General features: G+C 73.7%; 15 protein-coding genes and 1 other RNA gene. 10 read left to right on the forward strand and 6 right to left on the reverse strand.

All coding sequences use genetic code 11. The features are described from left to right. Positions 1-50: 50 nt before the first annotated feature. Positions 51-4,544: an FHA domain-containing protein gene (locus tag Sm713_RS09910; protein WP_212909263.1), complete on the reverse strand. Its 4,494-nt coding sequence runs from the start codon at positions 4,542-4,544 to the stop codon at positions 51-53. A 688-nt stretch (positions 4,545-5,232) separates the two neighbouring features. Between Sm713_RS09910 and Sm713_RS09915 the strand changes: the two genes are divergently transcribed. The 4 genes from Sm713_RS09915 to Sm713_RS09930 all read left to right on the forward strand — a co-directional run bounded on the left by Sm713_RS09915 (position 5,233) and on the right by Sm713_RS09930 (position 10,977). Continuing rightward, the gene (locus Sm713_RS09915) at positions 5,233-6,867 is read left to right on the forward strand and encodes a serine/threonine-protein kinase (protein WP_212909264.1); all 1,635 of its coding nucleotides are present in this window, start codon (positions 5,233-5,235) and stop codon (positions 6,865-6,867) included. A 383-nt stretch (positions 6,868-7,250) separates the two neighbouring features. Further along, positions 7,251-8,483 (forward strand): serine/threonine-protein kinase, encoded by a 1,233-nt coding sequence (locus Sm713_RS09920; RefSeq protein ID WP_212909265.1) that lies wholly within the window; start codon positions 7,251-7,253, stop codon positions 8,481-8,483. A 187-nt stretch (positions 8,484-8,670) separates the two neighbouring features. After that, entirely contained in the window at positions 8,671-9,783 is a 1,113-nt protein-coding gene (gene prfB, locus Sm713_RS09925) for a peptide chain release factor 2 (protein ID WP_212909266.1), read from the forward strand. A 444-nt stretch (positions 9,784-10,227) separates the two neighbouring features. Further along, the gene (locus tag Sm713_RS09930; RefSeq protein ID WP_212909267.1) at positions 10,228-10,977 is read left to right on the forward strand and encodes a hypothetical protein; all 750 of its coding nucleotides are present in this window, start codon (positions 10,228-10,230) and stop codon (positions 10,975-10,977) included. Positions 10,978-11,185: 208 nt separating this feature from the next. Here Sm713_RS09930 and Sm713_RS09935 read toward each other — a convergent pair whose 3' ends face one another. Next, entirely contained in the window at positions 11,186-11,368 is a 183-nt protein-coding gene (locus tag Sm713_RS09935; RefSeq protein ID WP_212909268.1) for a hypothetical protein, read from the reverse strand. Positions 11,369-11,854: 486 nt separating this feature from the next. Here Sm713_RS09935 and ftsE point away from each other — a divergent pair, with 486 nt between their 5' ends. The 6 genes from ftsE (at position 11,855) to dacB (ending at position 17,788) form a co-directional block, all read left to right on the forward strand. Continuing rightward, positions 11,855-12,544 (forward strand): cell division ATP-binding protein FtsE, encoded by a 690-nt coding sequence (gene ftsE, locus Sm713_RS09940; protein WP_212909269.1) that lies wholly within the window; start codon positions 11,855-11,857, stop codon positions 12,542-12,544. A 102-nt stretch (positions 12,545-12,646) separates the two neighbouring features. Further along, complete coding sequence (ftsX, locus tag Sm713_RS09945) at positions 12,647-13,564, forward strand: permease-like cell division protein FtsX (protein ID WP_212909270.1); 918 nt, start codon at positions 12,647-12,649, stop codon at positions 13,562-13,564. A gap of 67 nt (positions 13,565-13,631) precedes the next feature. After that, complete coding sequence (locus Sm713_RS09950) at positions 13,632-14,831, forward strand: S41 family peptidase (RefSeq protein WP_212909271.1); 1,200 nt, start codon at positions 13,632-13,634, stop codon at positions 14,829-14,831. Between the two features lie 18 nt (positions 14,832-14,849). Then, positions 14,850-15,341 carry an SsrA-binding protein SmpB gene (smpB, locus tag Sm713_RS09955; RefSeq protein WP_212909272.1) on the forward strand — a complete coding sequence of 164 codons (492 nt, stop codon included), beginning with the start codon at positions 14,850-14,852 and terminating at the stop codon, positions 15,339-15,341. 158 nt (positions 15,342-15,499) lie between these two features. Next, positions 15,500-15,870, forward strand: a transfer-messenger RNA (tmRNA) gene (gene ssrA, locus Sm713_RS09960). Between the two features lie 301 nt (positions 15,871-16,171). Further along, positions 16,172-17,788 (forward strand): D-alanyl-D-alanine carboxypeptidase/D-alanyl-D-alanine-endopeptidase, encoded by a 1,617-nt coding sequence (gene dacB, locus Sm713_RS09965; protein WP_249416199.1) that lies wholly within the window; start codon positions 16,172-16,174, stop codon positions 17,786-17,788. A gap of 83 nt (positions 17,789-17,871) precedes the next feature. On the opposite strand, the gene Sm713_RS09970 is transcribed toward dacB, so the two are convergent. From Sm713_RS09970 to Sm713_RS09985, 4 genes are all read right to left on the reverse strand, one after another. Then, entirely contained in the window at positions 17,872-19,824 is a 1,953-nt protein-coding gene (locus Sm713_RS09970; protein WP_212909273.1) for a HEAT repeat domain-containing protein, read from the reverse strand. A 10-nt stretch (positions 19,825-19,834) separates the two neighbouring features. Continuing rightward, positions 19,835-20,512: an SAVMC3_10250 family protein gene (locus tag Sm713_RS09975; RefSeq protein ID WP_212909274.1), complete on the reverse strand. Its 678-nt coding sequence runs from the start codon at positions 20,510-20,512 to the stop codon at positions 19,835-19,837. A gap of 293 nt (positions 20,513-20,805) precedes the next feature. Continuing rightward, a complete protein-coding gene (locus Sm713_RS09980) occupies positions 20,806-23,823 on the reverse strand; it encodes a glycoside hydrolase family 3 protein (protein WP_212909275.1) in 3,018 nt (1,005 codons plus the stop codon). Between the two features lie 277 nt (positions 23,824-24,100). Further along, a complete protein-coding gene (locus Sm713_RS09985) occupies positions 24,101-25,105 on the reverse strand; it encodes a LacI family DNA-binding transcriptional regulator (protein WP_212909276.1) in 1,005 nt (334 codons plus the stop codon). Positions 25,106-25,209: the final 104 nt, after the last annotated feature.

Genomic DNA, 25,209 nt, shown 5'->3' on the forward strand with positions numbered 1-25,209 from the left:
AGCGACCCGCAGGGTCGCGTCGTGGCTGGCCGTCGCAACCGAGCCGAGCGTCAGACCCCACCCCGCCCATCGGCCCGTGCAGCCCGCTCAAGGGCACTCGCCAGCAACGCCAGATCCGTAGGCCCGTTCCCCAGTTCCCGAACGCTGCGGCGGGCCGGCGGATCGCCCATCCGCTCCCACTCCAGGGGCACCACGGTCGGCCGCAGCGTCCCCGTGCGGGGGATGCGGCCCGTGACCCGGCCGCCCTGGAACGCGGTGTTCCGACCGGCCGGGCCGCGCAGCACGCCGCGGCCCGGTACGGGGTCGTCCGCGCCGCCGGAGGCCGGCTGCAACGCCACCCTGAGCGTCGCAGCCCGCCCCGGCTCCGACTCGGCCATCCGGCCGCCGGGCAGCCCGGCCGCGACCAGGTGCACGCCGAGCCGCGCCCCCTCGCGGACCACGGCGTCCAGTGCTCGGACCACCGAACCCGCCGCGGGCCGGCCCGGCGAACCGAGTGGCGGTGCCAGTAGTGCGTCCAGGTCGTCGACGAGGACGACCAGCCTGGGCAGCTCGGAGCCCGGCAACGGCAGCACTCCCGGACCCGGTGCCGGCCCGGGCCGCACCGCACCCGTGCGCAGGTGCAGCGTCGCGCTCGGCGCCTCCACCTCCACGGCACGCCCTTCCGCCCCCGGGCCCTGCTCACCGCCGGCCACGGCGGCGTCCTCGCGGAGGACCCGCGCCGCCGCCACACCGTGCTGCGCCAACCGGCCCGAGGAGCCGGCCTCCTGCGCCCGAGCCGAGGACGCGCCTTCCTCGGAGACCCGTGCGCCGGCACTCTCCCGGGCGCCCCGGGCGGGCACGCGCCCCGGGGCCAGGCCCCGGGAGTGCCACTCCGCGAAGTCCAGCCGCCCCAGCAGCTCGGCGCGGCGCTTCAGCTCCGCGGTCAGCGACTGGGCGAACTCCCGCATCCGCACGGGGTCGTGGACCGCGAGATGCGAGACGGCGTGCGGGAGGTCCAGGCATATCCGCAAACCCTCACCGGCGCCGGGGCGCGGGCCGCGCAGCGGGCCCGAACCGGGTCCGGCACCGGCGGCGCACAGGTCGTCGCAGCCGTCGATGAGGACGAGGCCCAGCCGGTCGGGCCGCTCCGCCGCGGCCAGCGAGGCGGCGACCGCACGCAGTAGCTCCGTCCTGCCGCTGCCCGCCGGCCCCTCGACCAGCAGATGGGGGCCCTCGGCCACCAGGTCCACGGCCAGCGGGCCGCGCGGTCCAGCACCGAGTACGGCGGTGGCACGGCCGCCGGCCGCCTGCCGGTCCTCGGCCGCCGCCGCCCACCGTGCCAGCAGCGAGGCGGGGGTGGCGCGGGCCAGCCCCAGTTCGTCCAGGAGCCGGGCCGCCTGTGGGAGCGGCGCCGACGCGCGCGCCTGCGTACCGCCTGGCCCGCCCTCCGGGCGCAGCGGTGCGAGCGCCCTCGCGAACCGCTCGGCCCAGGGGCCCGACACCGCGTCCAGCGCGGCCACGACCCCGCGCCCCGCGAGCCTGCCCCGCACCGCGCGCAGCAGCCGCAGTTCCGTGGCCACGTCACCGCTGAGCAGCGCCACCGCCCCGCACGAGCGGAACGCGGGCGCCGCCTCGCAGGCCGCCTCGTACGCCGCGGCGACCGGGGTCGCGGCGGACACGGCACCCGTCTCGGCCAGGCAGAGCACGTGGACACCGGCGCCGGCTCCGGCCTCCACCATCCGGATCACGGCCTCCCGCACCTCGGGGGTGCCGGGGTCGCCGTCCACCACGACGACGGTGTACGGGCCGGACGCGTGCTCAGGCGCGGGCTGGGGGGCGGACGCTGAAGCCGTGTGAGGGTGTGCCGCGTACTGCGCCCCGGGCGCCGGTACGGCGTCGTCCATGCCGCGGGCGGCGGGGACATGGGCCACCGGCGCCGGGCCGGGACGGACCGCGGCCGGGTGGGCGCCACCGTGCCCGAGGCCGCCGGGACCGCCGGTCAGGTCGCCGTGGAGGTCTCCGTGGCCGCCGGTCAGGTCCCCCGGGCCGGGCCCGCCGGGTCCCGCGCCGAAGCCGTGGCCGCCGGTGCCGCCGGGCTGCCGCGCGCCCGCGGCGGATGCCGCACTCACCGGGGAGCCGGCGGCCTCCGGAAAGCCGGGGCCCGTGCCGTCCGCGGCGGGCGGGGCGAGGTGGTCCTCGTGTTCCGCCAGACGGCGCAGGAGTTCGTCCGCGCGCGCGGCGGCCTGGTCGCGGTCGTAGGCGACCAGCAGGCGGCATTCCTGGCCGCGGCCCGGGCGCAGGTGGGGCAGCCAGCCGAGCCACGCCCACTCCGCGATCCGCTCCTCGGTCGAGCGCCTGCGGTCCGTGCTGATGAGGACGATCTCCAGGGTGTCCGGGGAGTGCATCCCGGCGAGCTGCGCGAGCACCGACCTGACCAGCCCCGACAGCCGCCGGCGCGGCCCGGCGAGGCCCAGCGAGCCGACCTCGCGCAGCCCTGTGGTGACGGGCACCGCGGGCAGCACGCCGCCGCCCCGCGCGGGCCGGTCGGCGGTGCCGAGGCGCACCGTGAGCGCGTCGGGGTGCCGGGGCCCGCGCTCCCAGAGCCGCGCTCCCGGGCCCAGGGCCGTGAGCAGCAGCGCCGCCGGGTCGGGCCAGGTCTCGTCAGCCCCCTGGACGGCGGGGGCGTGGGCGTCCGCGTCCGCGCCGCCTGCCGGTGCCGCCGTGCCCGGCGCTCCCGCGGGCAGTCCGCCGTAGGTGCCGTAGCCGTGCCGGAGCCCCGACCCGGACGTCTCCGCTCCCGCGGCCCCCTGCTCCCCGTACGCCTCGCCCGTCCTGCCGCCCGCGAGCCGCCGGGCCCAGGCGGAGAGGCCACCGCGCCTGCGGGTGCCGCCCGCGCCCTGATCTGCCGCTTCCGTGTCGTACGCCGGGCCCGGCCCCCGGCCGGGTGCGCCGGGGCCTTCGCCGGTGGCGCCGGGGTCGTGCGGTCCCCCGGGCGCTCCTGCTTCCTCGTAGGCGCCGCCGGTGCCTTCTCCGGGCCATCCGGCCGTGTGCGGGGCGTCCCTCTCGCGGGTGTCCGCCCACGAGTCCGCGCCCCAGCCGTCGTCGCGGCGCCCGCCGCCCCCGACCAGGCCCCGGGAGCCGCCCGAGCCCTGCGGGGCCGCCCCATCTCCCGAGCGCGCCTGGCCCCACTGCCCCGCTGAGCCGCCTGCCGCCCCGGGAGCGCCCGCCCAGCCGCCCGCGGCCTGTCCCGTCGGCTCCGCAGGCCCGCGCCTGCCCTGCCCGGTCCCGCCGGGCCCCCGGCCGCCTTCGCCGCCGTGGCCGCGCTCGTGGCCGTACGCCGAGCCGCGGCCCGCCCCGCCCGCGCCCGCCGGGCCGCCCGCCGCGCCCCAGCCGGCCGAGCCGTAGCCGTGATGCGTGCCCTCCGCGGGGCCGCCGCCCGAGCCCCGACCGGACTCGCCGCCCGATCCGCCGTACGCGCCCCCACCGGATCCGCCCCCGAACGCGCCGTCCGCACCGCGAGCCCCGCCGGCATACCCCGCGCTCCCGCCCGGACCGCCGTACCGGTGCCCCGCGCCGCCGGCCAGGACCCCGCCCGCGGAACGCCCACCCCCGTTGAAACCGTCGCCCGAGTCCCCCTGGAAGCCGTCGCCGAAGTCCCCGCGGGACCCCCCGCCCCCGCCTGCACCGAACCCACCGCCGGCGACCCCCGCGACCCCGCCGGAGGCACCTGCGGCACCCTCCCGGGCCCGCCCGCCCCCGTCCGCAGAGCCTCCGTGAGAGCTTCCGTAAGCCGCGGAGCCCCCGGACCGCGCCCCGGCACCGGATCCCGACCCGGCACCGGACCCCGCCGCCCCGTGCCCGCCGCCCTCCGGAGCGCCCCCGGGCCGGCCGTCCAGAGGCCCGGCATCCGTCCGCACGCGCACGTGCCCCTCGCCGTCCGGCGCCGTCGGCAGCGCGGGCGCGGGCGCGGCCGTGGCGGAGGACAGGCGCAGGGCGGACTCGCCGAGGCGCAGCAGGGCGCCGGGCGGGAAGCGGACGGGGTGGCCGGAGACGGGGGCGCCGTCGATCGTCGTGCCGTTCGTGGAGCCAAGGTCCGCGAGGGTGACGTCGCCGCCGGGGGTGACCGTCACCGCGCAGTGCAGCCGGGAGACGTCCGGGTCGTCGAGGGGGACGTCGGCTTCGGCGGAGCGGCCGAGGCGGATCTGGCCGCCGTGCAGGAAGTGGACGCCGCCGGCGTCGGGTCCCGCGACCACGTGGAGCTGGGCGACGGCCCCGGCGGCGCCGTGCCCCGCTGCCGTGCCGTCCGCGGGGGCGCCGACGGCGAGCACCGTGCCGTCCAGCAGCGGGGGTTCGCCCAGGGTGCAGCGGCGGGGGTCGAGGCGCTCCTCGCCCGCGTAGAGCACGACCGGGTCCTCGGAGCGGTCCGCGCCGACGGCCGCGGCGAGGCTGGAGGCGACCGCGCCCAGGGCGGTGCCGGCCGGCGCGGTGACCAGCACGTCGCTCGCTGCCGGGGCGCCCGCGGGGGAGTCGCGGAGCGGCCCGAGGACGGTCAGCCGGATCTGCATCGCGTCAGCGGTCCCTTCTGCGGGGGCGCCCGGCGGGGGAACTCCGCTTGTGACGTTCCCCCCACCACACACGGGCACGTGGCCAGTACAGGGGGCATCCTCGCACCTGCCACCGACAACACGCCCGACGCCCGACCGGCAGTGATCTTGAATGGCCGACTCTGACCTGAAAAGTGCCCGGTGAACGACGGGTGGCGCGAATCACGGATCGCGCACGTCACCACCGGCGGCAACCGGCGGCGCCGGGCTCGCGTCTTCCCGTCGAACCCGTTTCCGACGTCCGGGAAAGCCGTGCACCGCCTCCGGAGAACCTCAGGAAGTTCACTCGGGGCGACCGAAAACCGCCCCGTCTCTTACCGAAAACCGACCAGGGTCGCCGTCCGGACAGGGGAACTCGACAGGCCGATCCGCAGGGGAGCAGCACTACAGTGGTGGGTCGGACCCTCCGCCGGGCGGCAGCCCGGACGTGGTGCGGACCGGCGGGCCCCGGGAAGCGGGGCGTGCCGGCCCCGGCCGACCCGGGCCGCCTCCCACGGGGCCACCGCCGGATCGCACCGGCACGCCGGATCGCACCCGACCCGGCACGCCGGACCCCACGGGGCCGGCACCCGGACAGACCGCCCGGCTCACCCAGGAGCACCGAGCAGGGCACGACCACCCGTCTCCGAGCAAGCAGGGAGCGCATGACGTGCGGCCGGTAGGCAGCAAGTACCTCCTGGAGGAGCCGCTCGGACGCGGCGCCACGGGAACCGTCTGGCGGGGCCGCCAGAGGGAGACCGCGGGGGCCGAGGCAGCGGTACAGGGCGCGCCCGGCGAGACCGTCGCGATCAAGGTGCTCAAGGAGGAGCTCGCCAGCGACGCGGACATCGTGATGCGCTTCCTGAGAGAGCGCTCGGTCCTCCTCCGGCTCACGCACCCGAACATCGTGCGCACCCGCGACCTGGTCGTCGAGGGCGAGCTGCTCGCCCTGGTGATGGACCTGATCGAGGGCCCCGACCTGCACCGCTACCTGCGTGACCAGGGCCCCTTCTCGCCGGTGGCCGCCGCGCTGCTGACCGCCCAGATCGCCGACGCGCTGGCGGCCAGCCACGCCGACGGGGTGGTGCACCGCGACCTGAAGCCCGCGAACGTCCTCCTGAAGCAGGAGGGCGGCGCCATGCACCCCATGCTCACGGACTTCGGCATCGCCCGGCTCGCGGACTCGCCCGGCCTGACCCGCACCCAGGAGTTCGTCGGCACGCCCGCGTACGTCGCTCCCGAGTCGGCCGAGGGCCGCCCGCAGACGTCCGCCGTGGACATCTACGGCGCAGGCATCCTGATGTACGAGCTGATCACGGGCCGTCCGCCGTTCTCGGGGCAGACCGCCCTGGAGGTGCTGCACCAGCACCTGAGCGAGGAGCCGCGCCGCCCCTCCACCGTTCCCGACCCGCTGTGGACGGTCATCGAGCGCTGCCTGAGCAAGAACCCGGACCGGCGCCCCAGTGCCGTGAACCTGGCGATCGCCCTGCGCACCGTCGCCGACGGCATCGGGGTGCACTCCAACCCCGCGCAGATCGCCGCGGCCGCGGGCGTCCTGGCGCTGCTCGGCCCCGACCCGGAGCCCACCATGGTGCCGGGGACGGCCGCCGGCGGCCCCGGCCAGGCGGGCCGGAACGCCGGCTACGACCCGAACGCCGCGACCAGCGTGCTGCCCCACACGCCCTCCTCCGAGGCGCCCACGCTGCCCGGCGACGCGGACCCCACCTCCGTGCTGCCGAACACCGGTGCGCCCGGCCCCACCTCGGTCATGCCCCCCGTCCCGCCGGGCCCGCCCGGGGCGAACCAGCCGAACCCCGACGACCCGCACCCGTGGGAGAGCCAGCTCCGCGCGGCCCGCGACCGCAACGAGCAGACGCAGGTCCAGTACGTGGACCCGAACCAGGACCCGCTGCGGCGCCGCCCGCAGCGGCAGGTCTCCCGGCCCCAGCAGGGCCGCCAGCCGCAGCAGTACGCGCAGCAGCAGCCCCAGCGGTACGCGCCGCCCCCGCCGCAGCGCTACAGCGCCCCGCCGCAGCGCTACAGCCCGCCGCCGGCCCCGCACCAGCCGCGGGAGCCGCGCCGGCACAACCCGAACAAGATGCGGATCCCGGGTCTCGGCTGCCTCAAGGGCTGCCTGTTCACGATCGTCATCCTCTTCGTGGCCGGCTGGCTGGTCTGGGAGCTGAGCCCCCTTCAGGACTGGATCGGCACCGGCAAGGGCTACTTCGAGGAGATCGGCTCGTGGTTCCACGCGGTCTCGGGCTGGTTCGACAAGCTGGGCAACGCGGGCGGCGGCGGCAACTAGCGCCTCCCGACACAGAGGTAAAGCCGTAACGGCAACGGCAACGGCAACGGCAACGGCCGACGTCAGGCACTGGCAGCGAGCGGCGGCACGCCCACCCCGGGCGTGCCGCCGCCCTGTCCGCGCGGAAGCCGGCGCGCCGAAACGCCGTCAGCACACCGCACCACGGTCACCACATCGGTCCCAGGATCACCACACCGGGTCAGGACCACCACACCGGGTCAAGGGCACCCCACCCACCGTCATCCCACCGCACCGCGGACCAACCGCATCGGATGCCACTCTGGTGATTTGTCGACACCCATGGGGTAATTTCCGCCGCGGACATGAAGCTTGCCGCTCAGGACGCGTAGCTTTGTCGCCAACACGCGTCCGTAGGAGCAGTCTTGGCACGGAAGATCGGCAGCCGGTACACCGCGAACCAGATCCTGGGACGGGGCAGCGCCGGCACGGTGTGGCTGGGCGAGGGGCCGGAGGGCCCCGTCGCCATCAAACTGCTGCGTGAGGACCTGGCCTGCGACCAGGAGCTCGTGGGCCGCTTCGTCCAGGAGCGCACCGCGCTGCTCGGCCTGGAGCACCGGAACGTCGTCGGGGTGCGCGACCTCGTCGTCGACGGCAACGACCTCGCCCTCGTGATGGACCTGGTGCGCGGCACCGACCTCCGTACCCGCCTGGAGCGCGAGCGCCGCCTCGCCCCCGAGGCCGCGGTCGCCATCGCCGCGGACGTCGCCGACGCGCTGGCCGCCGCGCACGCCGCGGGCGTCGTCCACCGCGACGTGAAGCCGGAGAACGTCCTGCTGGACATGCAGGGCCCGCTCGGCCCCGGCGGGGCGCACCCCGCGCTGCTCACCGACTTCGGCGTCGCCAAGCTGATCGACTCGCCGCGCAGACCGCGTGCCACGAAGATCATCGGTACTCCCGACTACCTCGCCCCCGAGATAGTCGAGGGCCTGCCGCCGCGCGCCGCGGTGGACATCTACGCGCTGGCGACGGTGCTGTACGAGATGCTCGCGGGCTTCACGCCGTTCGGCGGGGGCCACCCGGGGGCGGTGCTGCGCCGGCACGTCACGGAGACCGTGGTGCCGCTGCCGGGCATCCCCGAGGAGCTGTGGCAGCTGATCGTCCAGTGCCTCGCGAAGGGCCCCGCCTCGCGGCTGCGCGCCTCCGAGCTGGGCGCGCGCCTGCGGGAGCAGCTCCCGTCGCTGGCCGGGATCCCCGCGCTGGAGGTCGACGAGCCCGAGTCCGAGCCCGCCGAGGAGGCGCGCCAGGCCCCGGAGGGCGCCGCGGCCCAGGTGCGCCAGCCCGTGGTGCGGCGCGGGGCCGTGTCGCTGGTGCCGGGCGCCGCTCCCGACTCCAACCGCGACACGCACACGAGCATGCGGGTGCCCGAGGCCGACGAGCTCGCCGGCGGCGCCCGCGGCACCGCCCGGGTGCCTCGGGCCAGCGGCGCCCCCCGCCCCGGCTCCGCCCGTCACCGGACCGCCGCGGGGCGCCGCAGGGTGTTCCTGGGCGTGGGAGCGGCCCTCCTCGCCGCGGCCGCCGCGGCCACGTACGTCGCCACGTCCGGCGGCGCCGACACGCCCCCCTCCCACTCCAGCACCTCCCCGGCCGCACCCTGACCCGGCGCGCCCGCCGCGCCGGGGGACGGGGGCGTTTTCCGGGATGGGGGACCCGCGGTCACTCCGGCAACCGATCGGTGTGGCTCCGGGGCGTTTCCCGCAACGGGACCTCCACCCTCCGTAACCTCCCGTGCCCGTCGCCGCCACGCGGGATTTCGTCACTTGCCCCAGCCGTTAGGCTGGAGTCGTGGCAGTTGTCGACGTATCCGAAGAGCTGAAGTCCCTCTCCTCCACGATGGAGTCCATCGAGGCCGTTCTGGACCTCGACCGGCTGAGGGCTGACATCGCCGTGCTCGAGGAGCAGGCAGCCGCGCCGTCCCTCTGGGACGACCCGGACGAAGCGCAGAAGGTCACCAGCAAGTTGAGCCACCTCCAGGCCGAGGTCCGCAAGGCGGAGACCCTCCGCGGGCGGATCGACGACCTGGGCGTGCTCTTCGAGCTGGCCCAGGCCGAGGACGATCCGGACACCCTGGCCGAGGCCGAGACCGAGCTCGCCGACGTCCGCAAGGCCCTCGACGAGATGGAGGTCCGCACCCTCCTCTCCGGCGAGTACGACTCCCGCGAGGCCGTCGTGAACATCCGCGCGGAGGCGGGCGGTGTCGACGCCGCCGACTTCGCCGAGCAGCTCCAGCGCATGTACCTCCGCTGGGCCGAGCGGCACGGCTACAAGACCGAGGTCTACGAGACCTCGTACGCGGAGGAGGCCGGCATCAAGTCGACCACGTTCTCCGTGCACACCCCGTACGCCTACGGCACCCTCTCCGTCGAGCAGGGCACGCACCGCCTGGTGCGGATCTCGCCGTTCGACAACCAGGGCCGCCGCCAGACGTCCTTCGCGGGCGTCGAGGTGCTCCCCGTCGTCGAGCAGTCCGACCACGTCGAGATCGACGAGTCGGAGCTGCGCATCGACGTCTACCGCTCCTCGGGCCCCGGCGGCCAGGGCGTGAACACCACGGACTCCGCGGTCCGCATTACCCACCTGCCCACCGGCATCGTCGTCTCCTGCCAGAACGAGCGCTCGCAGATCCAGAACAAGGCGACCGCGATGAACGTCCTCCAGGCGAAGCTGCTCGAACGCCGCCGCCAGGAGGAGCAGGCGAAGATGGACGCCCTCAAGGGCGACGGCGGCAACTCCTGGGGCAACCAGATGCGCTCCTACGTCCTGCACCCCTACCAGATGGTCAAGGACCTGCGGACGGAGCACGAGGTCGGCAATCCGCAGGCCGTGCTGGACGGTGAGATCGACGGTTTCCTGGAGGCGGGAATCCGCTGGCGCAAGCAGCAGGAGCAGGAGCGCTGACCAGCAGGAGCGCTGAGTAACAGGAGCGCTGGGCAACAGGAGCGCTGAGCAGGGGAGAACACGCCCGGAATCCAACGTCGGAATCCGACTTCGCAAACCGCTCTGGGAACCCCCGGATCCATTCCGGGAAACCCCGGCGGGAATGCCCCTTTGTCGACAAGGTAACCGCCGCCCCGACCAGGCGACTTACCGTCCCATCGCGCCGTTTTTGAATGTGCGGCTCCCCTTTTACGTCACATTCACATGACCTTGCAGTCCCCAACTCCCGCCAATCCGGACATCGTTCGCGCAACGGCCTTGACGGGACCATGAAAACTGGGAAGGCTGCACGCTGGCATGCGTATCCCTGGGGCGCGCGTGGACGGGGGGCGTGAGTGCTACTCCGAGTGGTCCCAGCCCGGGGCGCTGCACCATGACGATGAAGCTACTGGGGGTAGCAGGCAGATGACGAAGAAGACGCGAGTCCGCGTTGCGCGGGTGGCGGCCGGTGCGGTGATCGCCGCGGGCGCTTCGCTGACCGCCGCGGGTGCCGCTTCGGCGCTTGATGTGAACGTCGGTGTGCTCGGCCTGAACGCGGGGGTCAACGTCAGCGGTGGCGATGACTCGACCGGCGGTGGCGACAACGGCGGCAACGGCATCAGCGGCGGTGTCGCGATCGGTGGCGAGACCACCGGCGGCGACTCGACCGGTGGAGACGACACCACGGGCGGCGACACGACCGGTGGCGACACCGCGATCGGTGGCGACACGACCGGCGGTGACGACACCACGGGCGGCGACACCACCACGGGCGGTGACGCGACCGGTGGGGACACCACCACGGGCGGCGACACCACGACCGGTGGCGACACCACGACCGGTGGCGGCGACACCGCGACCGGCGGCGACTCCAGCACGGGCGGCGACAACGGCACCGGCGGTGGCAACGGCACCGGTGGCGACCAGGGCACCGGTGGCAACGACAACACCGGCCCGGACACCAACGGCTCCCAGCCGGTCGAGCAGGGCCAGGGCAAGGAGGGCCTGACGGACACCGGTTCGCAGCCCGCCGCTCAGGGCAACGGCAAGGACCAGCTGGCCGAGACGGGTGCCGCCGAGACCACGTTCCTGATCATCGGTGCCGCCACCATGATCGCGGGCGGTATCGGCTTCCGCCTGCTGCCGCGCTTCGTGAGCGGCCGTACCGTCGCGTAACACCACACGCACGACACCGAAAGGGCCCGGAGCGCGCGCTCCGGGCCCTTTCGGTGTCTGTTCAGTCTGGGTCCGTTCGGGGTCTGTTCGGGTCCATCCACGTTACTCAAGGCATTCGCGCGGTTACGCAGCGTGCGGAACCAGGTGCGGATTCCAACGGAGCACCGCCCGGATCCTCACCCGGGCTTCCGCCCCGGTCGACCGCCGGCTAGCGCGCCACGAGCGCGACGGCGGCGATCAGCACCGCCAGAAGAGCGATCAGGGCGGTCGGGCTCAGGCTGCTCCAGGGGTTCTCGTGCTGGAGCCTCTCGCGGCTCGCCCTGCAGACGGGGCAACGGCCCTCGCTCACCGGGGCAGCGCAGTTCGCGCACACCAGTCGGTCGTAGGTCATGCGCTCTCCTCCTCCCGCGCGGCGGGGGCCGCAACAGCGTCATTACGGATAACGCTCAGAGTCACGCAACCGTTCCCCTCCACTGTGACAGCTTCCCGGGATTTCGGCGCGGTCCCCGCGTTCCGCCCCCCATCCCGCCCGGTTCACCGATCGGTCCGGGGCCGGACACCCAGCATCCTGCCTGCTGCGGACGGGCGCCACCAGGTCACGGACCGTTCGCGTTCAGCTGACCCCTCCCAAACCGCCGCAGAAGCCTCTCATGGAACCCCTCCGCGGGAGCTTCCGGGTGAACGGCGATGATCGTCCTCACAGAAAGTCCACAGGAGCCCCTCGTGCGTGCCGATGCCGCCGGATGCGCACAATACGGACCGTTCACCCTCTGGCAAATGCGGCAATACATGCGCAACCCATGCCGCTGACTGCGCGCGGCCACCCGCTTCGCGTATGGTCACGCTCACCTACCCCCGGCGAACCCGTGGTGCATCCGTGATCCGATTCGACAACGTCACCAAGGTCTACCCCAAGCAGAACCGCCCCGCACTCAGGGATGTCTCCCTGGAGGTCGAGCGCGGCGAGTTCGTGTTCCTCGTGGGGTCCTCCGGCTCCGGGAAGTCCACCTTCCTGCGGCTGGTCCTGCGCGAGGAGCGCACCAGCCACGGCCAGGTGCACGTGCTGGGCAAGGACCTCGCGCGGCTGTCCAACTGGAAGGTGCCGCAGATGCGCCGCCAGCTGGGCACCGTCTTCCAGGACTTCCGGCTGCTGCCGAACAAGACGGTCGGCGAGAACGTCGCGTTCGCGCAGGAGGTCATCGGCAAGTCGCGCGGCGAGATCCGCAAGTCCGTGCCCCAGGTGCTCGACCTCGTCGGCCTCGGCGGCAAGGAGGACCGGATGCCGGGCGAGCTGTCCGGCGGTGAGCAGCAGCGGGTGGCGATCGCGCGTGCCTTCGTCAACCGCCCCAAGCTGCTGATCGCCGACGAGCCCACCGGCAACCTCGACCCGCAGACCTCCGTCGGCATCATGAAGCTGCTGGACCGGATCAACCGGACCGGCACCACCGTCGTGATGGCGACCCACGACCAGAACATCGTGGACCAGATGCGCAAGCGCGTCATCGAGCTGGAGCAGGGTTTCCTCGTCCGCGACCAGGCGCGCGGCGTCTACGGCTACCAGCACTGAGGACCCGCCATGCCCGAGCAGATCCGAGCCCGCCCCCGTGCCCCCAGGGACAGCGTGGCGACCGCCTCGGCAGTGATCCACGGAAAGGCCTAGAGAAACGCCATGCGCGCCCAGTTCGTCATGTCGGAGATCGGCGTCGGTCTCCGCCGCAATCTCACGATGACCTTCGCGGTCGTCGTCTCCGTGGCCCTGTCCCTCGCCCTCTTCGGCGGGTCGCTGCTGATGCGCGACCAGGTCAGCACGATGAAGGGCTACTGGTACGACAAGGTCAACGTCTCGATCTTCCTCTGCAACAAGAGCGACGCCGAGTCGGACCCCAACTGCGCCAAGGGCGCCGTCACCACCGACGAGAAGAAGCAGATCACGTCCGACCTGGGCAAGATGCAGGTCGTCGACAAGGTCATCTACGAGTCGAGCGACGAGGCGTACAAGCACTACAAGCAGCAGTTCGGCGACTCCCCGCTGGCCCGGTCGCTCACGCCCGACCAGATGCAGGAGAGCTACCGCATCAAGCTGAAGGACCCGCAGAAGTACCAGGTCATCGCCACCGCGTTCAACGGCCGCGACGGGGTGCAGTCCGTCCAGGACCAGAAGGGCATCCTGGAGAACCTCTTCGGCCTGCTCAACGGCATGAACTGGGCGGCGCTCGCGGTGATGGCGCTGATGCTGGTGGTCGCCCTGATGCTGATCGTCAACACCGTGCGCGTCTCCGCGTTCAGCAGGCGGCGCGAGACCGGGATCATGCGGCTGGTCGGCGCGTCCAGTTTCTACATCCAGGCGCCGTTCATCATGGAGGCCGCGGTCGCCGGGCTGATCGGCGGAGGCGTCGCCTGCGTGATGCTGCTCGTCGGCCGGTACTTCATCATCGACCACGGGCTCGCGCTGTCCGAGAAGCTGAACCTCATCAACTTCATCGGCTGGGACGCGGTCCTCGCCAAGCTGCCCCTCGTGCTGGCGATCGGCCTGCTCATGCCGGCTCTCGCGGCGTTCTTCGCACTGCGCAAGTACCTGAAGGTGTGACGAACACCCCCTTGCCGGCCTCGTCAACCTCCGGTGCGAAGGCTTGCCTTGTCCTAGACTCGCCGTCATGTCCGACCCCGACCTATTCGACAGACCCCGCCGCGGCAGGCGACCGGCGGTCCTGACTCTGGTCTTCGCGGGCGTATTGGCAGCCGGCGCGGCGACGGGAGCATGGAGCGACGCGCGCGACCACGACGAGGGCAAGCCCACGACCTCTCCCGCGGGCTCGGCGAAGGCTCCCGGCCAGCGGGAGGTCGCCGAGGCCGCGGCACGCGCCATGGCGGACGGCAAGTCCCCCACGGAGGCGGCCCGGCGCGCCGTCAGCCGCAGCGGCGACCGCTGGGGTGCCGTCTACTCCGGGTCCGAGTACGCCGAGTTCGAGCAGGCCCTGGACGGCGAGTACACCGGCGTCGGCCTCTGGGCGCGGGGCGGCGGCGACGGCCACATCGAGGTGGCCCAGGTCCAGTCCGGCGGCCCCGCCGAGCGCGCCGGCATCCGCAAGGGCGACCGGCTGATCAGCATCGACGGCCGGCGCACCGACGGGCTCCCGGTCACCGAGGTGGTCGCGCTGCTCCGCGGTGACGCGCAGGGCGACGACGCCCCCGCCGTCGGCAGCTCCGTCGACGTCGGCCTGCGGCGCGGCCCGTACGACTGGCACGAGACGCTGCACAGAGCCCTGCTGTCCACGGACTCCGTGACGGTGCGGCGGCTGGCCGGCCGGTCGGCGGACGCCGTACTGATCAAGATCACCTCCTTCACCAAGGGCACCGGCGCGCAGGTGCGCGACGCGGTGCGCCACGTACCCGAGGGCGCCGGCATCCTCCTCGACCTGCGCGGCAACTCCGGCGGGCTGGTCGCCGAGGCCACCGAGGCGGCGTCCGCGTTCCTGGACGGCGGCCTGGTCGCCACCTACGACATCCAGGGCGAGCAGCACGCCCTGCACGCGGCCCGCGGCGGCGACACCCGCCACCCCGTGGTCGCGATGGTCGACGGAGGCACGATGAGCGCGGCCGAGCTGCTCACCGGCGCGCTCCAGGACCGGGGCCGGGCCGTCGTGGTCGGCACCCGGACCTTCGGCAAGGGCTCCGTGCAGATGCCCAGCCGCCTGCCCGACGGCTCGGTCGCCGAGCTGACCGTGGGCCATTACCGCACGCCGGCCGGGCACAGTCTGGACGGCCGCGGCATCACCCCCGACCTGGAGGCCGCCGACACCGACGTCCAGAAGCAGGCGGAGACGGTATTGGGTGGCCTGGGGGACCCCTCCTAGTGCGAAAATGGCCACACTATGGCTAAGGAAAAAGGGCGCAAGCTGATCGCGCAGAACAAGAAGGCGCGGCACGACTACCACATCCTCGACACCTACGAGGCCGGTCTGGTCCTCACGGGTACCGAGGTGAAGTCGCTGCGCCAGGGCCGTGCCTCCCTCGTCGACGGATTCGTCCAGCTCGACGGCGGCGAGGCATGGCTGCACAACGTGCACGTACCCGAGTACAGCCAGGGCACCTGGACGAACCACAGCGCACGCCGCAAGCGGAAGCTGCTGCTGCACCGGGCGGAGATCGAGAAGCTGGACTCCAAGTCCCAGGAGACCGGGCACACGGTCGTGCCGCTGGCGCTGTACTTCAGGGACGGCCGCGCGAAGGTCGAGATCGCGCTTGCCAAGGGCAAGAAGGAGTACGACAAGCGGCAGACCCTCCGCGAGAAGCAGGACCGCAGGGAAGCGGACCGGGCGATCTCCGCGGCACGGCGGCGGGGGCGTGCGCCGGCCGCTCGGTGAGCGGGCGGTGGCGGAGGGTGCCCAGGCCCGTTGCCCGGCCGTGCCGTGCCCTGCCCTGCCCTGCCCTGCCCGGGGGAATACGCTGGCACCCTCCGCCGTTGATCCCGTACGATGGCATGAGCCCCTCACGCAGGGGCACGAGATTGAAAAATCAACATGGGGATGATCGGTTTCGACAGCGGTTGTCGAAGCAGGGGAAGCGAGTCGAGGAAGCGGCCATGATCTCGTAAACCACAGGCCGAAAACAATAATCGCCAATACCAAGCGCGATTCCTTCGCCCTCGCTGCCTAAGTAGCGACTTGCGAAGTGTCAGCCCGGGGGTGTTCCCGACCCGGATCCTGGCATCAGCTAGGGAACTAAACCTGTAGACCCGGTCACGGGGCCCACAGGGAAATCAAACAGTGACTGAGCCCGTCGGAGACTTGTCCGCGTGATCTCCGGGGCTGAGAAAATCAGATGCGGACTGCACTCGGAGAAGCCCTGATTCCGCACCGTTGGACGCGGGTTCGATTCCCGCCATCTCCACTCGGCGAGGGGCGAGGTGTGCCCGCGGACAGCGCGGGCCGCCTCGCCTCGTCGTGTTTTGCGCGGCTTCGCCGCGCTGTGTGGGGGGCTTCGCCCACCCACGCCCCCCTGCCGGGGTGCCCGTGCCGGGGTGGCTCGGCGGAGGTGCTGTTGTCGGGGTGGCCTGCCGGGGTTGACGCTGCCGGGCGTGCTGTTGCCGGGGTGTCCCGCGGGGTTGCTGTTGCTAGGGGTGTTCTGAGGGCGCCTGCGGCGTTTCGGCTTGGGCGTAGGCGGTATGGCCGAACTGCCGTCAGAATCACGTGTCATGAGCAGATCATTGACACGACGTATGCGCCCGGGGCGCCGCGGGCCCTGGATCCGAGCGCTCGCCGCCGCCCTCACGCTGGGCGCGCTGGTATGGGCGGTGCCCTCCGCCGGGGCCGCCGGTGACGGCAGCGGGCTGCCCGAGGCGCTGGACGGCATCCTCGCCGACGCCCGGATGGCGGGCGGCGCGGAGAGCGTGGTGGTCGCCGACGCGAAGAGCGGTGACGTCATCTACCAGCACGCCGCGGGCGACCGGCTGATGCCCGCCTCCAACACCAAGCTGCTCACCTCGGCCGCCGCCATGGCGCTGCTCGGCCCCGGCTACCGGTTCCCCACCGACGTCCTCACCGGCGGCAGCCGGCACGGGTCCGTGCTCGCCGGCGACCTGTACCTGCGCGGCACCGGCGACCCCACCATCCTCGCCGGCGACTACGACGCGCTCGCCGCCCGGCTCGCCGACACCGGGATCCGGCGGGTCACCGGGAAGCTGGTCGCCGACGACACCCGCTTCGACGACCAGCGCCTCGGCCGCTCCTGGGCCGCCGACGACGAGGCGTCCTACTACTCCGCGCAGATCTCCGCGCTCAGCCTCGCCCCGAACACCGACTACGACACGGGCACGGTGATCGCGAACATCGCCCCGGGGGCCGCGCCCGGCGACCCGGCGAAGGTGACCCTGACCCCGCCGAACCACTACGTCCACCTGCACGTCACGGCCACCACCGCGCCCGCGGGCGACGGCGGCGGCGTCACCGTCGACCGCGCGCACGGCACCAACGACATCACCGTCGCCGGCACGGTGCCGGTCGGCGCCGACCCCGACATGGAGTGGGTGAGCGTCTGGAACCCCACGGGCTACGCCGCCGCCGTCTTCCGGGACGCGCTGGCCCGGCACGGCATCCGCGTCACCGGCCCGACCAGCCTCGGCGGGGCCACCCCGGACGGCGCCGAGCCGCTCGCCACCCATGACTCCATGCCGCTCAAGGACCTGCTGATCCCGTTCCTGAAGCTGTCCAACAACATGCACGCCGAGATCCTCACCAAGGCCATGGGCGTCAAGGCCGCCGGCCGCGGCACCTGGGCCGACGGGCTCGCCGCGATCAACGGCTACGTGAAGGGGCTCGGCATCGACACCGGGCAGTTCCGGCAGGTCGACGGCTCCGGTCTGTCCCGGATGGACGTCGTGCCCGCGAACGTCTTCGCCGAGCTGCTGAGCGCGGTGCGGGCCGAGCCGTGGTTCGCCGACTGGTACCGGGCGCTGCCGGTGGCCTGCGACCCGGACCGGTTCGTCGGCGGCACCCTCCGCTCCCGGATGTGCGGCACGCCTGCCGCGCTCAACGCGCGCGGCAAGACAGGATCGTTGACCGGGGCCGACACGCTGACGGGGTACGTGACGGACGCGGGTGGGCGTGAGCTGGTGTACAGCGTCCTGCTGAACAACTACCTCGCGGAGGATGTCGACGACATCGAGGACGCGGTGGTCGTGACGCTGGCGTCCTCCAGCGCGGGGAACGCGGTTCCCGTGGCGCCGCGTTCACTCCGGCACGGCCACGGTGGCGCGGGGCATCCGGACGGGTCCGGCCTGGAATGCGCCTGGCAGAAGCCCCGGCTCTGCTGAACGGTTCCGTCCGGGGGTGCCCCGGCGCCCCGTTTGCCTTGAGGGCCCCACCCCGCGCGCCTGGACGGCACCGGGGTGGGCCCTCATCCCCGCATCCTGGCCGCGATGGCGTTGACCGCCTCGCGTGCCGGCCGATGGCAGCGTGCCGTTCGCGCGTGTTCCACGACCGCCGCGACCGCCCGCTCGTCGTCGATGGCCGCCAGGGCCCGGAGCGCGGCCGCGTGCGAGGGCTCGCCGAGCCAGCGGCGGTGGGGGCCGTCGAGTACGCGGATGAGGGCCTCGACCGCACCGGGCTCCCGCAGCCCGGCCAGGGCCTCGACCGCCGGCAGCGAGACCTCCGGCTCGTAGGCTCGGGCCAGCTGAGCCAGAGCCGGGATGTCGGTCGGCAGCGCGCAGGTCGCCAGTGCCCCGGCGGCCCACCCGCTCGCCTCGACGTCCACGCTGCCGAGCAGCGGGAACAGCGCCGGGCGCCCGGGCGCTCCCATCCGGATCAGCGATTCCAGAGCGGCGCGCCGGACCTCTCGCGTGTCACCCCGATCGAAAACCTCGACCAGTGCGGCGGCCCCCGCCTCGCCCGGGAAGGCGCCCAGGGCCTCCGCGGCGCCCCGCCGTACGTCCTCCGACGCGTCGCGCACCGCGCCCAGCAGCACGGGTTCGGCCTCGGGGGCGCCGTACCCGCCGAGCGCGCGGACGGCCTGGGCCCGTAGCCGTCCCGGCTCCTCGGGGTCGGCGGCGATCTCCAGGAGCGCGGGAAGCGCGGGCCCGTACCGGAGCCGGCCCAGGGCCCGCACGACGGCGGCGCGCACTCCCGTGGGCGTCGAGGGGAGTGCCGCGGCCAACGCGGGCCCGGCCTCGCCGGTGCCGATCAGGCTCAGGGTGAGGGCCGCGCCGCGTTGCTGGTCCGCGGTCCCGCCGGCCAGCAGCTCCAGCAGGTCGGGCACGGGCGCCGCACCGGAGTCGGCCAGCGCCTTCGCCACGGCGTCGTGGGCGGGCGCGTCGCCGAGGGCCGTGAGCAGGGCCGCCGCCGCTTCCGGTCCGCCGACGGCCCCCAGCGCCGCGGCGGCGGCTCTGCGCACCGCGACCGCCGGGTTCCGGCCGAGCGCGGCGGCCAGCGGCTCGACGTGTCGGGGGTCGCCGGTCGCTCCCAGGCCGTGGCAGGCGGCCTCCTGGGCCTGGCCGCTGCCGTACTCCAAGGCCCTCATCAGCCATTTCCGGCCGAGCTCGCTGACGGCGCAGAACTCGGCGATCGCCCGCGCCGTCCAGGGGTCCGGATCGTTCAAGCCCGTCTCGATGTTCCGGAAGGCGAGGACCTCCCGCTCGTCGACACCGCCCAGGTTCCGCAGGCGCGTGAGGGCGACGGCGGCGTGCCGCCGGACCTCCGGGCCGAGTGCCTGCTGCGTGGCGAGGTGGGCCAGGGCGGGGATCGCCCGGGGCGAGCCGAGGTGGCCGAGCACCTCGGCGGCGATGGCGGCACGCCGCCTGTCGGCCATGTACTCCCACATCCTGGCGAGGAGCGCGGGGAGCACGACGTCGGGGTCGAAGCGGGCCAGCGCCCGCAGCGCCCGGCCGCCGGAGGGCCTGCCTCCCGGCCAGTGCTGCTCGCCCGCGATGTTCAGCAGGTGGGGGACCGCGGTGGCGTCCCCCGTCTCCGCCAGGGCCGACACCACCTCGTCCCGTGCGTCGCCCCCGATGTCCAGGAGCAGGCGGATGAGCGCGGGCACCCCCCGCGGATCATGCATCTGCGCCAGGGCGCGGGCGGCGGGCAACGCCAGTTCCCTGGCCCCGGCCGGGCCGTCCAGGCAGCGCGACAGCGTGTCCAGCGCGGCCGGATCGCCGATGTCACCGAGGAAGTCCGCCGCATGGCGCGCGGACATGAGGTCTTCCTCCTCGACGACCCGGCACAGGCCCGCCACATCGCGGCGCAGCCGGAGCGCCCCGGTGGCGATCGCCGCACAGCGGTCGCCGTTCTCCGCCACCGGCGACGCGGGGCGCTCGGCCCGCTCGCCGCCCGGCTCGCCCACTCGTCCGTCCTTCACGGCCTCGCCCTCACCCGTCGGACAGCGCGACGTACAGCGGCGTGCCGATCAGGACGTTCAGCTCGCGTCCCGCCGGATCCGTGGTCGTGCCGTGCATCAGCTGGCGGGCGAGGAACTCGCTCGCCTGGCGGGGGCCGCGGAACCCTTCGGCGAAACGGACCACCTGGCGGAGCGCGACGGCTTCTTCGATGCTCTCCTGCCCGCGCCGGCTGACCGACCGGCGGATCAGCGTCCGGGAGTGCTCCGGCTCGGTGTCGTCCCGTTCCAGGAGCCCGAAGAGCGCGGGGAGTTGCGAATGCGGGTGGCTGATCCGCTCCGTCGCCGCCTGCGCCTCGCGGCCGCCGACGAGGTGGTGCGCCGAGCCGATCAGAGCGATCAGCGTGTCCTGCTCGATCCCGGTGAGCAGCATGAGCCCGTCGCGGTGGATGCCCGACCGCAGGCCGAGTTCCCCCCGGAACCAGGGGGCCGGCTCGTGGACGGAACCGACCTCGTGTTCCTGCTCGATGTGCCGTTCCACGAGCTGCAGTCTGCTGATGCCGGTGGCCTCCGGCGGCGCGGAGTGGACGGCCAGGCTGATGACCTTCAGGTCGATGGCGAAGTCCGCCGCCAAGCGCGACAGCATCTTCTGGGGAATCTGCTCGAACAGCAGATTCACCTTGGCGTCGGATATGTAGGTGTAGTACCGCACCCGCGTTCCCCATCCCCCATACGGAATCCCCTGCGCATTTCCGATGGCATTCCCGATCGCATATCTGCGTGCATTCCCGTACGCACTCCCATGCGAGATGCGGTGCGGGATCACGCGTATCGAATGCCGCCTGCGAACCGGCCGTTCAGCCTACCGGCACCCCGTCACCCCGGCACCAGGCGCGGCGAAGGCCACGGGAGGCCCGGCCGGGCGCACCTCACACCCGGCCGGGCCGTGTCACGGCGGCTGACGTACCCCCAGGACCCCGGGGGCCCGGAGGTGTCGCCGTGTCCTCAGCGGGCCGGGCGCACCGTGAAGTCCGCCACGCGCAGGCCCTTGCCGAGCACCAGGTAGACGTCCCGGCCACCGCCGGCCCCCGGCGCCAGGCCCGGCGGGGCCTTCAGGTCGGCTGTCACCGTCTCGTAGGCGTACGGGGACGCCGTGCCCGCCGCGCGGGCCGTGCCCAGCAGGGGGCCGGCCGGCGAGCCGAGCCTGACCTCCAGCGTTCCCGCGCAGTCCGCCGCGCACGCGACCCGTGCGGTGAGGCGTCCGGGGCCGGCGCCCAGGCGCGTGTCACCGAACTCCAGCCAGCTTCCCGTGGTGTCGCCCTGCACCGCCGTGCCCTCCGTCTTCGTCTCGTCGACCAGCCGGGTGCCGGCGTAGTCGTCGAAGTTCTCGGCGCGGGTCGGCCGGGCGAGGTCCCGGGGCGGGATGGTCTCGCCGTGCACGGCCAGCGCGGTGCGGCTGCGGATGTCCGTGGACGAGGCGCCCGCCAGGACGTCGTACGTGCCGCTCTCCACCACCCACTTCGAGCGGGTGACGTCCCAGTGGGCGAGGTCGGAGCGGCCCAGCTTCAGCGTGACCTGCCTGGTCTCACCCGGTTTCAGCGACACCCGCTGGAACGCCTTGAGCTGCTTCAGCGGCTGCTTGTCACGGGAGTCCCGCTGGTGGGTGTAGAGCTGCACCACCTCGTCGCCGGCCCGCTCGCCGGTGTTGGTGACGGCGACGCGGTAGCCGCCGGGCACGGGCGTGAGGGGGCCGTAGCGGAACGACGTGTACGACAGGCCGTAGCCGAACGGGTAGAGCGGCTCGCCCCGGAAGTACTGGTAGGTGCGGTCCTGCTTGATGATGTCGTAGTCCAGTATGTCGGGCAGGTCGGACTCGGAGCGGTACCAGGTCTGGGTGAGGCGGCCCGCCGGGTCGACGGCGCCGAAGAGCACGTCGGCCAGCGCGTTGCCGGTCTCCTGGCCGGCGTGCGTGGTCCACAGCAGCGCGGGGACGTCCTTCGCCAGGTCGCCGAGGGTGGTCGGGTAGCTGTTCTCCACGACCACGACCGTGTGCGGGTTGGCCGCCCTGACCGCCCTCACGAGCGCCTCCTGGGCGGGGGCCAGCGCCATGTCGGGGCGGTCGTGGGCCTCCCGGCCGTTGATCGCGGGCATCGAGCCGACCACCACGACCGCGGCGTCCTTGCCCTTCACGGCGGCCACGGCCTGCTCGGTGCCGCTGCTGACCACGTCCTTGGCGAAGTGGGCGGCCTTGTCCTCGGTGACCAGGCCGAGCGTGCCGTCGGCGGTCGGGCCCAGGTAGGTGCCCTGGGTCCACCAGGACTCGCTGGTCTCGTATCCGGCGTACCGCAGCAGGTACCCGCCGTCGTCCTGCTGCTCCAGCTTGAACTGCTGCTGCACGTACCAGCCGTTCGGCTGCTCCTGGTCGTTCGGGAAGCCGGAGCCGTTGTAGCCGACGTACCTGCCGTTGGCCGCCGCGCGCAGCGTCACCACGCCCGCGCCCCAGTCGAAGACGTCGAACTGCGCGTCGTCCGACGCCGCCGTGCCCGCCTCCCTGAGCGGCGCGCCCGACGCGCCGGTGCCCGCGGTGACGTACTTGCCGGTCGCGGTGTCCTTCAGCGCGATCCGGTCCACGGCCTCGCTGCCGGTGACGGACCCGGCCGCACCGATCCGGGCGGCGATGCCGTCCTTCGGGGTGACCCGGTACGGCAGGGTGCCGGAGTACCAGTCGGAGTAGAGCGTGTCGGACAGCGGCCCCACCACGGCGACGTCCTTGTCGCCGCCCGCGGTCAGCGGCAGCGCGCCCTTCGCGTTCTTCAGCAGCACCATCGACTCGGCCGCCGCCTTGCGGGCCAGCGCCCGGTGCGCCGGGCTGTTGATCACGGACGTGCCGATCGACCCGTACGGGCCGCCGTCCGGGTCGAACTCGCCGAGCCGGAAGCGCACCGACAGGACGTGCCGTGCCGCGTCGTCGACGTCGGCCTCGCTCAGCAGCCCCTCGTCCAGGGCGGTCCTGACGGCCGTCGTGGTCGGCTCCGGGTTCGCGTCGTCGGACGTGAAGCTGTCCACGCCCGCCTTCAGCGCCGCCGCGTCGCCCTCGGCGAGGGTGCCGTAGTACTTCTGGCTGCCGGTGGCGAGCAGGTTGTTGGGGGCGCCGGCGTCGGTGACGTTCAGCAGGTCGTGGCCGCTCCAGCTCCGGGCGCCGTCGAGCAGCGGGCTGACCGTCGACGGGCGGCCGTTCACCAGGTTGTACGAGGACATCACCCCGGTCGCCGCGCCCGCCGTGAGGGCCGGCTCGAAGGCCCGCTCGTCGTACTCGTTGAGGACCCGGGGCCGCAGCTCGGACGAGGTGGTGTCGCGGTGCACCTCGTTGTTGTTGCCGAGGAAGTGCTTGAGGGTGGGCGCGGTCTTCAGATGGTCAGGGTCGCCGCCGGTCAGGCCGGTGCCGTAGGCGGTGGCCATGGCGCCGGTGAGGTACGGGTCCTCCGAGTAGCCCTCCTCGTTCCGGCCCCACCGCGGGTCGCGCAGCAGATTCACCACCGGCGCCCACACGTTCAGGCCCCACCCGGCGGGCCGCTCCTGCTGGAACCCCCGGTCCTCGTCGCCCACCGCCGAGCCCACCTGCCGGATCAGCCCCGGATCCCAGGTGGACGCCAGCCCCAGCGCCTGCGGGAACACCGTGGTCTCACCGAGCCACGCCACCCCGTGCAGCGCCTCGGTACCGGTCCGGAAGGCGCCGACGCCGAGCCGGGGGACGGCCGGTTCGTACTGGTGCAGCAGGGAGATCCGCTCGTCGAGCGTGAGCCGCCCCAGCAGGTCGTCCACCCGCTGCGGGAGGGGGAGGGCCGGGTTCCGGAACGGGTACCCGCCCGCCCCGGCGGCACTCGCGACGGTACCGGTGGCCCCGAGCCCGGCCACCAGAGCGAGCGCCAGCGCCGGCACGGCCAGCCGCGTCCACGGCAGCCGGCGGCCGCGACGGCCACCGTTGCGTGCGGTTCTTCTCGGTGCGGTCCTTCTCGTAGTCATGTGCGGTGCCTCCACGTGGTCGAAGCGATTCGATGACGGTGTGTCTCGTCGTTCTCGTACGTACGTGGTGCGTGGTGCGTCGTCCTTCGTGACGTAGGTGATGCGTGCGGCCGGTCCGTGGCACCGTCCCCTCGGTGGCTCGGTGGCTCGGTGGCCTTGCGGCCTTGCGGCCGGGTGGCGCGGCTGAGGCGAAAGCTCAGCCAAATCAAGCCCGTCCGGCGATTGAGGACGAGCCCGGAGGGCGAAAACCGGGGCCCCGGGGGGCGTGCCCCCCACATCAACCGCGCGGAGCCGTGCTGCCCCGCACCACCAACCGCGGCGCCAGCAACGTCTCCTCCGGCACCGGAGAACCCCCCAGCTTCCGCATCAGCAGCTCCACCGCCCGCGCCCCCACCTCCCCCGTGGGAATCGCGACGGAAGTCACCGGCACCCGCGCGGAGAGCGCCACCTCCTCCGGACAGATCGCCGTGATCGACAGATCACCCGGCACCCGCAGCCCGAGCTGCTCGAACGCGTCGAGCAACGGCTCAAGGAGCGGCTCGTTGTGCACGACCACCCCGGTGAGCGCCGGCTGCTCGCGCAGCAACCGCTCCGCCACCGCCCGCGCCGCCCCCGGCGACGCCTCGCACGGATGCACGGACGACCTCAGCCCGTGCCGGTCCGCGGCGGCCGTGAACCCCTCGGCGACGCGCTGCGCGAAGCCGGTCTGCCGCAGGTAGACCTCCGGCGGCGAGCCGATCAGCGCGACGCACCGGTGCCCGAGCAGCGCCAGTTGCTCCACGCACGCCTCGCCCGCCGCCCGGAAGTCCAGGTCGATGCAGGTGAGACCGGCGGGCTCGGCCGGGAAGCCGATCAGCACCGAGGGGCGGTCCAGGGCGCGCAGCAGCGGCAGGCGCGCGTCGTGCATCTGGACGTCCATCACGATCAGCGCGTCGACGAGGGCGGTGTCCGCGACCCGCCGCAGCCCCTCCTCGCCCTCCTCCTGGGTGAGCAGCAGCACGTCGTGGTCGTGCCGCCGTGCCGTGGTCACCACCGACACCGCGAACTGCATCACCACCGGCACGTGCATGCCGCTGCGCAGCGGCACCACCAGCGCCAGCACGTTGGAACGGCTGCTGGCCAGCGCCCGCGCGCCGGCGTGCGGCCGGTAGCCGAGCTCGCGGATGCTGGCCTCGACGCGGCGCCGGGTCTCCGCGGAGATGGACCGCTTGCCGCTCAGCGCGTAGCTGACCGTGCTGGGGGACACCCCGGCGTGCCGTGCCACATCTGTGATCTTGACCAAGGTGGCCCCCTTCGGCCGCCGTGCGACCGGCCGCCACCGGCCGGTCGCCCACCTCCGTTACGCGTCCGGCTCCAGAACCGTGCGCGTCCAGCTCCGGCTCGTCA

The sequence above is a fragment of the Streptomyces sp. TS71-3 genome, from assembly GCF_018327685.1.
In the GTDB taxonomy this organism is placed as follows: domain Bacteria; phylum Actinomycetota; class Actinomycetes; order Streptomycetales; family Streptomycetaceae; genus Streptomyces.

What these genes read in the sequence shown, in the direction of transcription:
- Sm713_RS09910 (WP_212909263.1), bottom strand. Translation starts at nt 4,544, where the DNA reads ATGCAGATCCGGCTGACCGTCCTCGGGCCGCTCCGCGACTCCCCCGCG.
- Sm713_RS09950 (WP_212909271.1), top strand. Translation starts at nt 13,632, where the DNA reads ATGTCCGACCCCGACCTATTCGACAGACCCCGCCGCGGCAGGCGACCG.
- dacB (WP_249416199.1), top strand. Translation starts at nt 16,172, where the DNA reads ATGAGCAGATCATTGACACGACGTATGCGCCCGGGGCGCCGCGGGCCC.
- ftsX (WP_212909270.1), top strand. Translation starts at nt 12,647, where the DNA reads ATGCGCGCCCAGTTCGTCATGTCGGAGATCGGCGTCGGTCTCCGCCGC.
- Sm713_RS09930 (WP_212909267.1), top strand. Translation starts at nt 10,228, where the DNA reads ATGACGAAGAAGACGCGAGTCCGCGTTGCGCGGGTGGCGGCCGGTGCG.
- smpB (WP_212909272.1), top strand. Translation starts at nt 14,850, where the DNA reads ATGGCTAAGGAAAAAGGGCGCAAGCTGATCGCGCAGAACAAGAAGGCG.
- Sm713_RS09935 (WP_212909268.1), bottom strand. Translation starts at nt 11,368, where the DNA reads ATGACCTACGACCGACTGGTGTGCGCGAACTGCGCTGCCCCGGTGAGC.
- Sm713_RS09980 (WP_212909275.1), bottom strand. Translation starts at nt 23,823, where the DNA reads ATGACTACGAGAAGGACCGCACCGAGAAGAACCGCACGCAACGGTGGC.